This is a genomic window from Luteimonas viscosa (genome assembly GCF_008244685.1).
In the GTDB taxonomy this organism is placed as follows: Bacteria; Pseudomonadota; Gammaproteobacteria; order Xanthomonadales; family Xanthomonadaceae; genus Luteimonas; species Luteimonas viscosa.
The window spans coordinates 231,272-244,785 of record NZ_VTFT01000002.1; the positions used below are offsets into that span (position 1 = coordinate 231,272).

Consider the following 13,514-nt stretch of genomic DNA (forward strand, 5'->3'; position numbering starts at 1 on the left):
TGAGGCGTGTCGATGGCGTCGCGACCGCAGGGTCACGGACACCAGTGGATGTGCAGCGGCGCGCCGGGCGTCAGGAACGCGATGCGCGCGGGATACTCGTGCGCATCGTCGCCGTCCAGCACGCGGTCGAGCAGCTTGCGCTTGCTCTCGCCGCGGATCAGCAGCAGGCGCGTGTGCGCGGGCGCGAGCCCGGCCGGGGTCAGGCTGATGCGGCGCAGGAACTTGCCGGCGCCCGGACAGCCGGTGGCGTCGACCGGCACATACGCCGCGCGCGAGTCGAGCGCGGCGTCGAGGTGTTGCATGCGCGGGAACAGCGAGGCGGTATGGCCGTCCTCGCCCATGCCGAGCACCACCACGCCGGCGGGCGCCTGTGCATGCAGGTTGGCGGCGCTGACCGCTTCCTCGATGCTGCGGCCGGGGCGGGTGATGTTCTCGAAACGCGCGGCCGCCGCGTTGTTGCGCAACAGCGATTCGCGGATCAGACGCGAGTTGCTGTCGGGATCGTCGGGCAGCAGCCAGCGTTCGTCGACCAGGGCCACGTCGACCCGGTCCCAGTCCAGCGGCGCCTTCGACAGCGCCTCGTACACCGGCGCGGGCGTGCTTCCGCCCGACAGCAGCAGTCGTGCGCGCGGCTGCTGCTGCAGGTCGCGTGCGAGTACCGAGGAGATCGCGACCGCCGCGGCCCAGGTCCACTGGGTCTGCGACTCGTAGCTGTGCATGCGCACGCGCGAGCCTTCGCCCTGTCCGGTGGAATCCTGCTGCGGGCCGTGGCCGGTCATGCCGGCGCGGCGTCCAGCGCTTCGCGGCGCGCGATCGCGGCCGTGCCGAGCAGGCCGGCATTGGGGTGCATGACCGCCAGCGACGGCACCCGCGCCATCGCCGGCGAGAACCGGCCCTTGTGCTCGAAGCGCTGCCGGAAGCCCGAATGCTGCAGGGCGTCGAGCATCTTCGGCACCACGCCGCCGGTAAGGAAGACCGCGTCCCAGGCGCCGAGGGTGAGCACCAGGTCGCCGGCGATCGCGCCGAACACCGCGCAGAACACGTCGACCGCGCGCATGCAGCGCGGATCGCCGGCCTGCGCGCGCGCGGTGACGTCGGCCGGCTGCATCGGCCCGGGATCCTCGCCGGCGAGCTCGCTGAGCGCGCGATGGATGTTGACCAGGCCGGGGCCGCAGACCAGGCGCTCGTTCGACACCCGCCCGAACTGCGCGGACAGGCGGTCGAGGATCGCCAGTTCCTCCGGCGTGCCGGGCGGGAAGCTCACGTGCCCGCCCTCGGTCTCGAGCGGATACTGGCGCCCCTCGCGGATGATCAGGGCACCGACGCCCAGCCCGGTGCCCGGGCCCAGGATCGCGTAGGTGCGGTGTTGCGGCGCCGCTTCGGGGGTCCATGTCGCGCCGCCGACCGGGACCACGTCGCCGGCCTGCAGCAGCGGGATCGCCATCGCCTGGGCGGCGAAGTCGTTGATCAGGGTGACGCGCTCGAAACCGAGCTGCGCCTGGGTGCGCTGCCTGGAGATCACCCAGGGATGGTTGGTGATGCGTGCGACATCGCCGTCGACGTGGCCGGCGACCGCGAAGATCCCCGCGCGGATGCCGGATTCCTCCTGGCCGGTTTCGCGCAGGTAGTGGCGCGCGGCGTCGGCGAGCGAAGGGAAGTCGACGACCGGGTAACGCTGCATGCTGTCCAGGATCAGCGGCGAGGCGAGCGCCGGATCGGCCAGCGCGAAACGGGCATTGGTGCCGCCGATGTCCGCCAGCAGGATCCGCGCCGCGCCGCTCATCCGCGCCTGCCCGCCGGGCCGTGGACGGTACGCGGCAGGAAGGCCGTCGCCGCCGCGGGTCCCCACGAACCGGCGGGATATTCCTGGACCGCGGTTCCCGCCTGCGCCCAGGCCGCGCTGATGCTGTCGATCCAGCGCCACTGCGCCTCGACCTCGTCGTCGCGCACGAACAGGGTCTGGTCGCCCTTGAGCGCGTCGATCATCAACCGTTCGTAGGCGATCCGGCGCTTGGGCGGCAGCATCGCCATGTCCAGCGACATCGGCATCAGTTCGGTCGCGCCCCATTCGGGCGCCGCCAGGCTGCCCATCAGCCCGAGCTCGATCGTCTCCTCCGGCTGCAGGCGCATGCGCAGGCGGTTGGGCGTGGCGTGCTTGCTGTCGGGACGATCGAACACCCAGTGGGTGACCGGCTTGAAGTTCACCAGCACCTCGGTGGTGCGCGAAGGCAGGCGCTTGCCGGTGGCGAGCCGGAACGGCACGCCGGCCCAGCGCCAGTTGTCGATCCAGGCACGCAGGCCGACGAAAGTTTCGACAGCGCTGTCAGCCGTAAAACCCTTCACCGCCGAACCTTCCACCACGCCCGCGCCGTAGCGGCCGCGGATGCTGTCGGCAGCGGCATCGGCTGCGGTCATCGGGCGCAGCGCGCGCAGCACCTTGCGCTTCTCGTCGCGGATGCTGTCGGCGTCGAGCGCGGCCGGCGGTTCCATCGCCACCAGCGCCAGCAACTGCAGCATGTGGTTCTGGACCATGTCGCGCAGCGCGCCGTAATCGGCGTAGTAACCCTCGCGGCCATCCACGCCCGCGGTCTCGGCGACCAGGATGTCGACCGACTCGATGCAGCGGTTGTCCCACACCGCTTCGAGCAGGGTGTTGCCGAAGCGCAGCGCCAGCAGGTTCTGCACCGGCGCCTTGCCCAGGTAGTGGTCGATGCGGAAGATCCGCGATTCGTCCAGCGCCGACTTGAGCGTGGCGTCGATCTCGCGCGCCGAGGGCAGGTCGTGGCCGATCGGCTTCTCCAGCACCAGCCGCGACGGCGGCTCGAGCAGGCCGGCGGCCTTCAGTCCCAGGCAGGCCGATTCGAACAGGTTCGGAGGCGTCGACAGGTAGCTGACCGCCGGACGGTCGGCGTAGCGCGACAGCGTCGCGGCCATGCCGTCGATGTCGTTGAGGTTGAGCGGGTGGTAGTGGATGCGACCGAGCAGGTCGTCGAGCGCGCCATTGCGCGCGTCGCCATCGGCGATGCGCTCGCGCAGCCAGGCGCGGAAGCCGTCGTCGTCGTGTTCGGTGCGGCCGATGGCGACCACGCGGAAGCCGTCCGGCAGCAGGCGGTCGCGCAGCAGGTGCAGCAGCGACGGGAAGAGGTAGCGTTGTGCGAGGTCGCCAGTGGCGCCGAACAGCAGGAGTGAATCGTGCATGGACGCCGGGGATGGCTCTGGTCAGTAGGGAAGGGGATCGGACAGGCCGCGTCCGTGGCTCTCTATGATGCCAGAGTACCAGCGGGCGCTGTCCTTCGGGGTCCGCTCCTGGGTCCCGTAGTTGACGTGGATGATACCGAACCGCTTGGAATAGCCCAGCGACCACTCGAGGTTGTCGAGCAGCGACCAGGCCATGTAGCCGCGGATATCCACGCCGGCGGCGATCGCGTCGTGGATCGCGGACAGATGCTTTCGAAGGTAATCAATCCGCAGCGGGTCGCGCACGCGCCCATCCTCGGCCACGGCCGGGTCGAAGAACGCGGCGCCGTTCTCGGTGATGTAGACCGGCAGGTCGCCGTAGGTCCGCTTGAACCACAGCAGCAGGTCGGTCAGGCCCTGCGGGAATACCTCCCAGCCGGTCTCGGTATAGGTGCCCAGCGGCTGGCGCACCGCCCCGGCCTTGAGCGGGTAGCTCGCGTCTGCGGCGGTGACGCTGCGGGTGTAGTAGTTGATGCCGACGAAATCCAGCGGCTGCACGATCAGCCGGAAATCCTCTTCCGGGAAATCGGGCCAGGCGTCGCCGAAGATCTCCTTGAGTTCCGGCGGATAGCGGCCGAGCAGGGCCGGGTGCAGGTACTGCTCGTTCATGTAGGCATGGGCGCGGCGGGTGGCTGCCGCGTCGGCCTCCGAATCGCTGGCGGGGTACTTCGGCTCGATGTTCACCACCAGGCCGATCTCGTGCGCGCCTTCGGCGCGATAGGCCTGAACCGCCGCGCCGTGGGCGCGCATCAGGTTGTGCGAGGCGATCGGCGCCTCGAAGCGGCTGCGATGGCCCGGGGCGAGGGCGCCGTGCAGGTAGCCGCCATCGGTGACCACCCAGGGCTCGTTGAGCGTAACCCACTTCTTCACCCGGCCGTCGAGCGCGCGGTAGAGCACGCGGCCGTACTCGGCGAACCAGTCCGCGCAGTCGCGGTTGAGCCAGCCGCCGCGATCGTCGAGTGCGGCGGGCAGGTCCCAGTGGTAGAGCGTGAGCAGCGGCTCGATGTCGTTGGCCAGCAGTTCGTCGACCAGGCGAGAGTAGAAGTCGAGCCCGGCCTGGTTCACCCGGCCCGTGCCCTCGGGCAGGATCCGCGACCACGACACGCTGAAGCGGTAGGCCTGCAGCCCCAGCTCGCGCATCAGCCGCACGTCGTCCTTCCAGCGCCGGTAGTGGTCGCAGGCGACGTCGCCGGTGTCGCCGTTGAGGGTCATGCCCGGGGTGTGCGCGAAACGCGTCCAGATGCTCGGGCCGGCGCCGTCTGCGAGCGGCGAGCCCTCGATCTGGTGCGCGGCGGTGGCGGCGCCCCAGAGGAATCCTTTCGGGAAACTGAAGTCCTTGTCTGCGGATGGGCTCATTGCAGGAAATCCTCGCGTCGGCGCGGCAGCATGGTATGGAAACGATTACATGCCAGAATAGCGCAATCATCCGGTGCAGTGTATTCGCAGCCGGGACCGCGGAAGCGCGCAAATGCGCACGCATTCGCGCCGCGGTTCGCAGCGCTGCGACCGGTGCCGACTGGAGGAACGATGGCGCGCGTGCGGCTCGACAACCTGCGCAAGGTCTACGACAACGGGCACGTCGGCGTCGCCGGCGCGAGCTTCGAGGTCGGCGACGGCGAGCGGCTGGTGCTGGTCGGGCCGTCCGGCTGCGGCAAGACCACCCTGCTGCGGATGCTCGCCGGCCTGGAAACCATCACCTCGGGTACGCTCCGGATCGGCGACCGCGTGGTCAACGACGTCGCGCCGAAGGATCGGGACATCGCGATGGTGTTCCAGAGCTACGCGTTGTATCCGCACATGACCGTTGCGGAGAACCTCGGCTTCGCGCTGAAGCTGCGCGGCCTGTCGAAAGGCGAGGTGGCCTCGCGGGTGGGCGAAGCGGCGCGGATGCTGGAACTCGACGGGGTGCTCGCGCGGCGGCCGGCGCAGCTGTCCGGCGGCCAGCGCCAGCGGGTGGCGCTCGGGCGCGCGCTGGTGCGGCAGCCGCAGGTGTTCCTGCTCGACGAGCCGCTGTCCAACCTGGACGCGAAGCTGCGCGCGGGCATGCGGGTGGAGATCGCGCGGCTGCACCAGCGGCTGGGGACGACCATGGTCTACGTCACCCACGACCAGGTCGAGGCGATGACCCTGGGCCAGCGCATCGTGGTGATGCGCGATGGGCAGATCCAGCAGATCGACACGCCGATGGCGCTGTACGAACGCCCGGCGAACCTGTTCGTCGCCACCTTCCTCGGCAGCCCGGCCATGAACGTACTGCGCGGCCGCGCGCTGCACGGGCAGGGCTGGTCGCTCGCGCTCGCCGACGGGACGCACCTGCCGCTGCCGGCGGACGCGGCGCTGGATGCGGGCTGGAACGGGCGCGAGCTGTGCGTGGGCGTGCGTCCCGAACATCTGCTGCCCGCTGGCGGGGCCGGGAGTGGCGCGTTCGAGGCCGCGGTCGACGTGGTCGAACCGGTCGGCAGCGAGGTCTACGTCAACCTGCGCCTGGGCGAACATGCGCTGGTCGCGCGCCTGCCGCCCGGCGACATGCCGGTCCCGGGCGGCGCGTTGTGGCTGCGCCTCGCGCCGGGTCGCGTGCATGTGTTCGATCCCGGGAGCGGCCTGGCGTTGACATGCGCCTGAGCACGCCTTCATGGCGCGTAGGCGCGATCCGGGCCATCATGTCGCCATGACCTACGACGGCGCTCCCACCCTGCCGCCGCCTCCACCGCTGTCCGACCGATGGGCGTTGTTCCTCGACGTCGACGGCACGCTGGTGGCATTCGCCGACCATCCCGAGCAGGTGCGCGTACCGCCCCGCCTGGTCGATCGCCTGGCCCTGCTCTCGGAATCGCTGGGCGGTGCCCTGGCACTGGTCAGCGGCCGGCGCATCGAGACCCTCGACCGCCTGTTCGCGCCCCGGCGGTTCGCCGCAGCCGGGCTACACGGCCTGCAGCGTCGGGCAGCGGACGAACCGGTCCCGGCACCGGAGAACCCGCCGATGGCGCTGCAGGCGGTGAAGATGCAGGCCAAGACCCTGCTCACGCGGTATCCGCAGGCGTTGCTGGAAGACAAGGGAGAGGCGATGGCGTTGCACTGGCGGGCGATGCCCGAGGCCGCGGCCGACCTGCAGGCGTTCGCGATGCAGGCGTTGACGCGCCTGCCCGGCTACCACCTGCAGCCGGGCGACCACGTGGTCGAGCTGCGGCCGCAGCACGCGGACAAGGGCGCCGCGATCGAGGCGTTCCTGTCGGAACCGCCGTTCCGGGGGCGTACCCCGGCGTTCGTGGGCGACGACCTGACCGACGAGCACGGCTTCGGCATCGTCAACGCCCACGGCGGCATCAGCGTGCTGGTGGGCGATCGCGAGGTCACACGCGCCGGGCACCGGCTGGCGGACATCGGCGCGGTGTTCGAATGGCTGGGGGTGGCCCGGTGAGCGGCGGTGGCGACGTGCGGCCATCGCTCGACCTGGGGGTGATCGGCAACGGCAGCTTCGGCGCGCTGATCGATCGCCAGGCCCGGGTGGTATGGAGCTGCCTGCCCGCCTTCGATGGCGATCCCGCGTTCTGCGCCCTGCTGTCGCCGCGCGACCACGAAGGCGGTGACCTGGCGGTCGAACTCGAGGACTACGAGCGCAGCGAACAGCACTACGTCACCAACACCGCGATCCTGCGCACGGTGCTGCACGACCGCCACGGTGGCGCGGTCGAAGTGCTGGACCTGGCCCCGCGCTGGAAGCAGAACAGCCGCATCTACCGCCCGGTCTCGATCATCCGCCGGATCACGCCGCTCGCCGGCACGCCGCGCATCCGCGTCCGCGCGCGTCCGCTCGCCGACTGGGGCGCGCGCCTGCCGGAGTCGACCTGGGGCAGCAACCACGTGCGCTGGATGCTGCCGGGCTACACCCTGCGACTGACCACCGACGTGCCGATCCGCTTCGTGCGCGAAGGCACGCCGTTCGTGCTTGGCGAACCGGTGCACCTGGTGTTCGGCCCGGACGAATCGCTGCTGCGCTCGCTCTCCGGCTACGTCGAGGAAGCGCTCGGCCGCACCGAACACTACTGGCGCGAATGGGTGCGCTACCTGTCGATCCCGCTGGACTGGCAGGAAGCGGTGATCCGCAGCGCGATCACGCTCAAGCTGTGCCAGTACGAGGACAGCGGCGCGATCATCGCGGCCATGACCACCTCGATCCCGGAGGCGCCCGATACCCCGCGCAACTGGGACTACCGCTACTGCTGGCTGCGCGACGCGGCCTTCGTGGTGCGCGCGCTCAACCGGCTGGGCGCGACCCGCAGCATGGAGGAGTTCCTGCGCTACATCTTCAACATCGCCACCCACGACGGCAGCCTGCAGCCGCTGTACGGCATCGGCTTCGAGGAGAAGCTCGAGGAGCACGAGGTCGAATCGCTTGCCGGCTACCGCGGGATGGGCCCGGTGCGGCGCGGCAACCTGGCCTGGGTGCAGAAGCAGCACGACGTCTACGGCAGCGTGGTGCTGGCCTCGACCCAGCTGTTCTTCGACCAGCGCCTGGCGCACCCGGGCGATGCCGCGGCGTTCGCCCGGCTCGAGCCGCTGGGCGAGCACGCCTTCGCGCTGCACGACCAGCCCGACGCCGGGCTCTGGGAGTTCCGCGGCCGCGCCGAGGTCCATACCTACACCGCGGCGATGTGCTGGGCGGCCTGCGACCGCCTGGCCAAGATCGCCGGGGTGCTCACGCTGGAGGAGCGCGCCACGTACTGGCGGTCGCGCGCAGACACGATCCACGCCACCGTGATCGAGCGCGCATGGCGCCCGGAGGCCGACCACTTCAGCGCCTCGTTCGACAGCGACTATCTCGACGCCTCGCTGCTGCTGCTGGCGGACATCGGGTTCCTCGCGCCCGACGACCCGCGATACATCGCCACCGTCGACGCGATCGGCCGCGACCTGCGGCGCGGCGACGCGCTGTTCCGCTACATCGCGCCGGACGATTTCGGCGAACCCGAGACCAGCTTCACCATCTGCACCTTCTGGTACATCGACGCGCTGGCCGCGACCGGCCGCAGCGACGAGGCCCGGGCGATGTTCGAACGGTTGCTGGCGCGTCGCAACCACCTGGGCCTGCTGTCCGAGGACCTGTCGTTCGAGGACGGCGAGGCCTGGGGCAATTTCCCGCAGACCTATTCGCACGTGGGCCTGATCATCGCCGCGACCCGGCTCTCGCGCAGCTGGCAGGAGGCGTCGTGAGCCGGCTGGTGGTGGTGTCCAACCGCGTCGCGGTGCCCGGCGAGGCCCGCGCGGGCGGACTCGCGGTCGGCCTGGAGGCCGCGCTGGGCACGCGTGGCGGCCTGTGGTTCGGCTGGAGCGGCAAGGTGGTGCGCGAGGACAGCGGCCGCCTGCACGAGCAGGCCGAGGGCGAGGTGCGCTACGTCACCATGGACCTGGACCGGCCCGACCACGATGCCTACTACAACGGCTTCGCCAACCGCACGCTCTGGCCGCTGCTGCACTCGCGCCTGGACCTGGTCGACTACGCGCGCGAAACCCGCGCCGGCTACCGGCGGGTCAACGCCCTGTTCGCCGACCGGCTGGCGCCGCTGCTGCGCGACAGCGACGAGGTCTGGATCCACGACTACCACCTGATCCCGCTGGCGGCGCTGCTGCGCGAGCGTGGCATCGGCTGCAGGATCGGCTTCTTCCTGCACGTGCCGATGCCGTCGGCTGACCTGCTGGGGGCGCTGCCCGAGCACGGGCGCCTGTTCGGCACGCTCTACGCCTACGACCTGGTCGGATTCCAGACCACCCGCGACGCCGACCGCTTCCGCACCTACGCGCGCATCTACGGCGGCGCGACGGTCACCCCCGACGGCACGGTGAAACTGCCCGGCGGCGGCACCGTCGCGGTGGGCGCGTTCCCGATCGGGATCGATGCCGCGCGCATCGCCGAGCAGTCGGCGGCGGCCGTCGGCAAGCCCGCGGTGCGCGCGCTGCGCGAGAGCCTGAGCGGGCGCCAGCTGGCGATCGGGGTGGACCGGCTCGACTATTCGAAGGGGCTTCCAGAGCGCTTCCGCGCCTTCGGCCGCTACATCGAGCGCCATCCGGCCGAACGCGGGCGCCTGACCTTCCTGCAGATCGCGCCGGTCTCGCGTGGCGACGTGGCCGAGTACCAGCACCTGCGCGACCAGCTCGAGGGCCTGGCCGGGCACATCAACGGCACCCACGCCGAGCCGGACTGGACGCCGCTGCGCTACGTCAACCGCAACTTCGCGCATGCCACGCTCACCGGCTTCTACCGGATGGCGTCGCTGGCCCTGGTCACGCCGCTGCGCGACGGCATGAACCTGGTGGCCAAGGAGTACGTGGCCGCGCAGGATCCGGAAAACCCGGGCGCGCTGGTGCTGTCGATGCTGGCCGGTGCGGCGGCGGAGCTGGACGCGGCGCTGCTGGTCAATCCCTACGACCTCGACGGCGTCGCCGACGCGATCGCGCGCGCCTCGACCATGCCCCTGTCCGAGCGGCGCGAACGCTGGGAGTCGATGATGCGGCCGATCACCGGCTACGACATCCACGTCTGGTGCCGGCGCTTCCTCGAGCGGCTGGCCGAAGTGGCCGGCTGAGCGGTTCCACGGCCGCGACGGGCCCCGGGGCGGCTCGTTATACTCGCCACTTCCGGATGGGCGTGGGATCGGCACGATCCCAGCCTGTTCAATGACTTGAGCGTCATTTCTCCTCCTTTTCCAGAATAATGACGCCGCGCCGCAGGCGCGGCCCGGGGCCCACAACGCCGCATGCGCCTGTCCACGATCAAGCTGTCCGGTTTCAAATCCTTCGTCGATCCCACCACGCTGCACCTGCCGACCAACATGACCGGCGTGGTCGGCCCGAACGGCTGCGGCAAGTCGAACATCATCGACGCGGTGCGCTGGGTGATGGGCGAGAGCTCGGCCAGCCGCCTGCGCGGCGATTCGCTCACCGACGTGATCTTCGCCGGCTCGACCGCGCGCAAGCCGGTGTCGCAGGCCACGGTGGAACTGGTCTTCGACAACTCCGACCACACCATCGCCGGCGAATACGCGGCGTTCAACGAGATCTCGGTCAAGCGCACCGTCGGCCGCGACGGCCAGAGCGGCTACTACCTCAATGGCGCGAAATGCCGGCGCCGCGACATCACCGACCTGTTCCTCGGCACCGGCCTGGGGCCGCGCAGCTATTCGATCATCGAGCAGGGCATGATCAGCCAGGTGATCGACGCCAAGCCCGAGGAGCTGCGCGTCTATCTGGAGGAGGCCGCGGGCATCTCCCGCTACAAGGAGCGGCGCAAGGAAACCGAGACCCGCATCCGCCATACCCGCGAGAACCTCGACCGCCTGGGCGACCTGCGCGAGGAGGTCGGCAAGCAGCTGCAGCACCTCGCGCGCCAGGCGAAGCAGGCCGAGCAGTACACCGCGATCCAGGCCGAGCGCAGGATCCGCGACGCCGAGTGGAAGGCGCTGGAGTACCGCGCGCTCGACGCGCAGCTGCAGACGCTGCGCGAGGGCCTGTCGCAGGAGGAGACCCGGCTGCAGCAACTGATCGCCGAGCAGCGCGAAGCCGAACGCGAACTGGAAACCGGCCGCGTGCGCCGCGACGAGGCCGGCGCCGCGCTCAACAAGGCCCAGGCCGAAAGCTACGAGGTCGGCGGCACGCTGGCGCGCGTCGAGCAGCAGATCGCGCACCAGCGCGAGATGGCCGAGCGCCTGCACAAGGCGCGCGAGGAAACGCGCCACGCGCTGGAGGAGATCGGCTCGCACATCAGCGGCGACCAGGCGCGGCTGGAAACGCTGCAGGCCGCGATCGACGAGGCCGAGCCGCAGCTGGCGGCGCTGCGCGAGGACGACGGGGTGCGCCAGGAGGCGCTGCGCAACGCCGAGGAAGCGCTGGCCGACTGGCAGCAGCGCTGGGAGGCGCACCAGCGCGAGCAGAACGAGGCCTCGCGCGCCGGCGATGTCGAGCGCACGCGGGTGGACTATCTCGACCGGCAGTCGCTCGACGCCGACCGCCGCCGCCAGCAGCTCGAGGCGGAGCGCGGCGCGCTCGACCTGGGCGCGCTGGCCGAGGCGTTCGAGACCGTCGCCTTGCGCCACGAGGAGCAGAAGGCCGCGCTCGACGGCCTGAACGCGGAACTCGAACAGCGCAAGCAGGCCGCGCTCGAACTGCAGGACCAGCAGCGCAACGCCCAGAACGAGCTTTCCGACGTGCGCAAGCAGGCGCAGGAGGCGCGCGGCCGGCTGTCGTCGCTGGAGACGCTGCAGCACGCCGCGCTCGGCCAGGAGCAGGGCGCCGCGGTGGAATGGCTGCGGCGGCAGGGCCTGGACTCGGCCGCGCGCGTGGGCGAGCAACTGGTGGTCGAGCCGGGCTGGGAGAACGCGGTCGAGGGCGCGCTGGGCCAGCTGATCGAGGGCGTGCTGGTCGAGGCGCCGGAAGCGCTGGTCGATGCCCTGGGCGACCTCGGCGAGGGCCGGCTGGCGCTGGTCTCAACGCAGGCCGGGGACGAGGCATTCGCGTCGACCTCGCTGGCAGCGAAGGTGCAGGGTCCGCTTGCGATCCGCCGCCTGCTGTCGCGGCTGCACGTCGCCGAATCGCTGTCGGAGGCGCGCGCGCTGCAGGCGCGGCTGGACGCGGGCGAGTCGGTCATCACCCGCAACGGCGAGCGCCTCGGCGCGGGCTGGGTGCGCGTACTGCGTTCGGGCGCGGCCAAGCAGGGCGCGCTGTTGCGCGAGCGCGAGATCAAGCAGTTGCGCGGCACGATCGAGGGGCTGCAGCAGCGCGAACACGAACTCGAACGCGGCATCGCCGCCTGGCGCGACCGCCTGCTGGCGGCCGAGCAGCAGCGCGAGGACGCGCAGCGCGCGCTGTACACGGCCCATCGGGGCGTCTCCGAACTGGCCGGCCAGTTGCAGAGCCAGCAGGGCAGGGTGGACAACGCACGCGCCCGCATCGAGAAGATCGAGACCGAACTCGCGCAACTCGTCGAGACCATCGACGACAGCGCCCGCCAGGCGCGCGAGGCGCGCTCGAGGCTGGAAGACGCGATCGGTCGCATGGCCGAGCTGGAGTCCGTGCGCAACGCGCTGGAATCCGAGCGCCGGTCGCTGGCCGAGGCGCGCGACGCCGCCCGCGCCGCCGCGCGCGAATCGCGTGACACCGCGCACGCGCTGGCGCTGACGCTCGAATCGCAGCGCGCCCAGGTCGTGGCCCTGGCGCAGGCGCTGCAGCGCATGGGCGGCCAGCGTGGCCAGCTCGATGCGCGGTTGGGCGAACTCGCCGCGCAGCTCTCGGACGGGGACGCGCCGGTCGTGGCCCTGGAAGAGCAGCGGCAGGCCGCGCTGGAGCAGCGCGTGCTCGCGGAAAAAGCCCTGGCTGCCGCGCGCTCGGCCCTGGAAGGCATCGACGACGACCTGCGCGCCTTCGAGCGCACCCGCCACGAGCGCGAGGAACAGGCGCTGGCCCAGCGCGAGGCGATCGCGCAGCGTCGCCTCGACCAGCAGGCGCTGGCGATCCAGGCCGGGCAGCTCACCGCGGCCGTGGCCGAGGGCGGATTCGTGCTCGACGAGGTGATCGCCAGCCTGCCCGAGGAAGCCGAGGCCGCGGCCTGGGAGAAGATGGTCGGCGACTTCGACGCCAAGCTGCGCCGGCTGGAGCCGGTCAACCTCGCCGCGATCGCCGAGCATGCCGAGGCCGCGCAGCGCAAGGAGTACCTGGACGCGCAGGACACCGACCTCACCACCGCGCTGGAGACGCTCGAGGACGCGATCCGCAAGATCGACCGCGAGACCCGCGGCCGCTTCAAGGACACCTTCGACCGGGTCAACTCCGGCGTGCAGGAACTCTATCCGCGCCTGTTCGGCGGCGGCCACGCCTATCTCGAGCTCACCGGCGAGGACCTGCTCGACACCGGCGTGGCGATCATGGCGCGTCCGCCGGGCAAGCGGGTGTCCAACATCTCGCTGCTCTCGGGCGGCGAGAAGGCGATGACCGCGGTGGCGCTGGTGTTCGCGATCTTCCGGCTCAATCCGGCGCCGTTCTGCCTGCTCGACGAGGTCGACGCGCCGCTCGACGAAGCCAACGTCGGCCGCTTCACCGCGATGGTCGGCGAGATGAGCGAGCACGTGCAGTTCCTGTTCGTCACCCACAACAAGGCGACCATGGAAGCCGCGCAGCAGCTCAGTGGCGTTACCATGCGCGAGCCGGGCGTGAGCCGCCTGGTGTCCGTCGACCTGGCCGAGGCCGCACGCCTGGCCGGCGCCGCGTGAGGCCCCGCACGATCCCCGGAG

9 protein-coding genes are annotated in these 13,514 nt (G+C 71.1%); 5 read left to right on the plus strand and 4 right to left on the minus strand.

The annotated features are described in order from the left end of the window. Window positions 1–32: 32 nt before the first annotated feature. The 4 genes from pgl to FZO89_RS15720 are packed head-to-tail and all read right to left on the minus strand — an operon-like array spanning window position 33 to window position 4,593. Window positions 33–779, minus strand: coding sequence for a 6-phosphogluconolactonase (pgl, locus tag FZO89_RS15705; RefSeq protein ID WP_425480481.1), 747 nt, complete (start codon window positions 777–779; stop codon window positions 33–35). Continuing rightward, the gene (glk, locus tag FZO89_RS15710; RefSeq protein ID WP_149104371.1) at window positions 776–1,783 is read right to left on the minus strand and encodes a glucokinase; all 1,008 of its coding nucleotides are present in this window, start codon (window positions 1,781–1,783) and stop codon (window positions 776–778) included. Before glk ends, pgl begins: the two co-directional genes overlap by 4 nt. Further along, window positions 1,780–3,198: a glucose-6-phosphate dehydrogenase gene (zwf, locus tag FZO89_RS15715; RefSeq protein WP_149104372.1), complete on the minus strand. Its 1,419-nt coding sequence runs from the start codon at window positions 3,196–3,198 to the stop codon at window positions 1,780–1,782. The genes glk and zwf overlap by 4 nt, the downstream gene beginning before the upstream one ends. Window positions 3,199–3,219: 21 nt before the next feature. Continuing rightward, on the minus strand, window positions 3,220–4,593 hold the full coding sequence (locus FZO89_RS15720; RefSeq protein ID WP_149104373.1) for a GH1 family beta-glucosidase: 1,374 nt from the start codon (window positions 4,591–4,593) through the stop codon (window positions 3,220–3,222). A gap of 171 nt (window positions 4,594–4,764) precedes the next feature. Here FZO89_RS15720 and FZO89_RS15725 point away from each other — a divergent pair, with 171 nt between their 5' ends. From FZO89_RS15725 to smc, 5 genes are all read left to right on the plus strand, one after another. Further along, window positions 4,765–5,859, plus strand: a complete 1,095-nt coding sequence (locus FZO89_RS15725; protein ID WP_149104374.1) for an ABC transporter ATP-binding protein — start codon at window positions 4,765–4,767, stop codon at window positions 5,857–5,859. A 46-nt stretch (window positions 5,860–5,905) separates the two neighbouring features. Further along, window positions 5,906–6,655, plus strand: a complete 750-nt coding sequence (gene otsB / locus FZO89_RS15730) for a trehalose-phosphatase (protein ID WP_149104375.1) — start codon at window positions 5,906–5,908, stop codon at window positions 6,653–6,655. Then, window positions 6,634–8,448, plus strand: coding sequence for a glycoside hydrolase family 15 protein (locus FZO89_RS15735; RefSeq protein ID WP_149104376.1), 1,815 nt, complete (start codon window positions 6,634–6,636; stop codon window positions 8,446–8,448). Before otsB ends, FZO89_RS15735 begins: the two co-directional genes overlap by 22 nt. Next, the gene (otsA, locus tag FZO89_RS15740) at window positions 8,445–9,818 is read left to right on the plus strand and encodes an alpha,alpha-trehalose-phosphate synthase (UDP-forming) (RefSeq protein ID WP_149104377.1); all 1,374 of its coding nucleotides are present in this window, start codon (window positions 8,445–8,447) and stop codon (window positions 9,816–9,818) included. The genes FZO89_RS15735 and otsA overlap by 4 nt, the downstream gene beginning before the upstream one ends. A gap of 171 nt (window positions 9,819–9,989) precedes the next feature. After that, complete coding sequence (smc, locus tag FZO89_RS15745) at window positions 9,990–13,493, plus strand: chromosome segregation protein SMC (RefSeq protein WP_149104378.1); 3,504 nt, start codon at window positions 9,990–9,992, stop codon at window positions 13,491–13,493. Window positions 13,494–13,514: the final 21 nt, after the last annotated feature.

What these genes read in the sequence shown, in the direction of transcription:
- FZO89_RS15735 (WP_149104376.1), top strand. Translation starts at nt 6,634, where the DNA reads ATGGCTGGGGGTGGCCCGGTGAGCGGCGGTGGCGACGTGCGGCCATCG.
- FZO89_RS15725 (WP_149104374.1), top strand. Translation starts at nt 4,765, where the DNA reads ATGGCGCGCGTGCGGCTCGACAACCTGCGCAAGGTCTACGACAACGGG.
- otsB (WP_149104375.1), top strand. Translation starts at nt 5,906, where the DNA reads ATGACCTACGACGGCGCTCCCACCCTGCCGCCGCCTCCACCGCTGTCC.
- zwf (WP_149104372.1), bottom strand. Translation starts at nt 3,198, where the DNA reads ATGCACGATTCACTCCTGCTGTTCGGCGCCACTGGCGACCTCGCACAA.
- glk (WP_149104371.1), bottom strand. Translation starts at nt 1,783, where the DNA reads ATGAGCGGCGCGGCGCGGATCCTGCTGGCGGACATCGGCGGCACCAAT.
- FZO89_RS15720 (WP_149104373.1), bottom strand. Translation starts at nt 4,593, where the DNA reads ATGAGCCCATCCGCAGACAAGGACTTCAGTTTCCCGAAAGGATTCCTC.
- pgl (WP_425480481.1), bottom strand. Translation starts at nt 779, where the DNA reads ATGACCGGCCACGGCCCGCAGCAGGATTCCACCGGACAGGGCGAAGGC.
- smc (WP_149104378.1), top strand. Translation starts at nt 9,990, where the DNA reads ATGCGCCTGTCCACGATCAAGCTGTCCGGTTTCAAATCCTTCGTCGAT.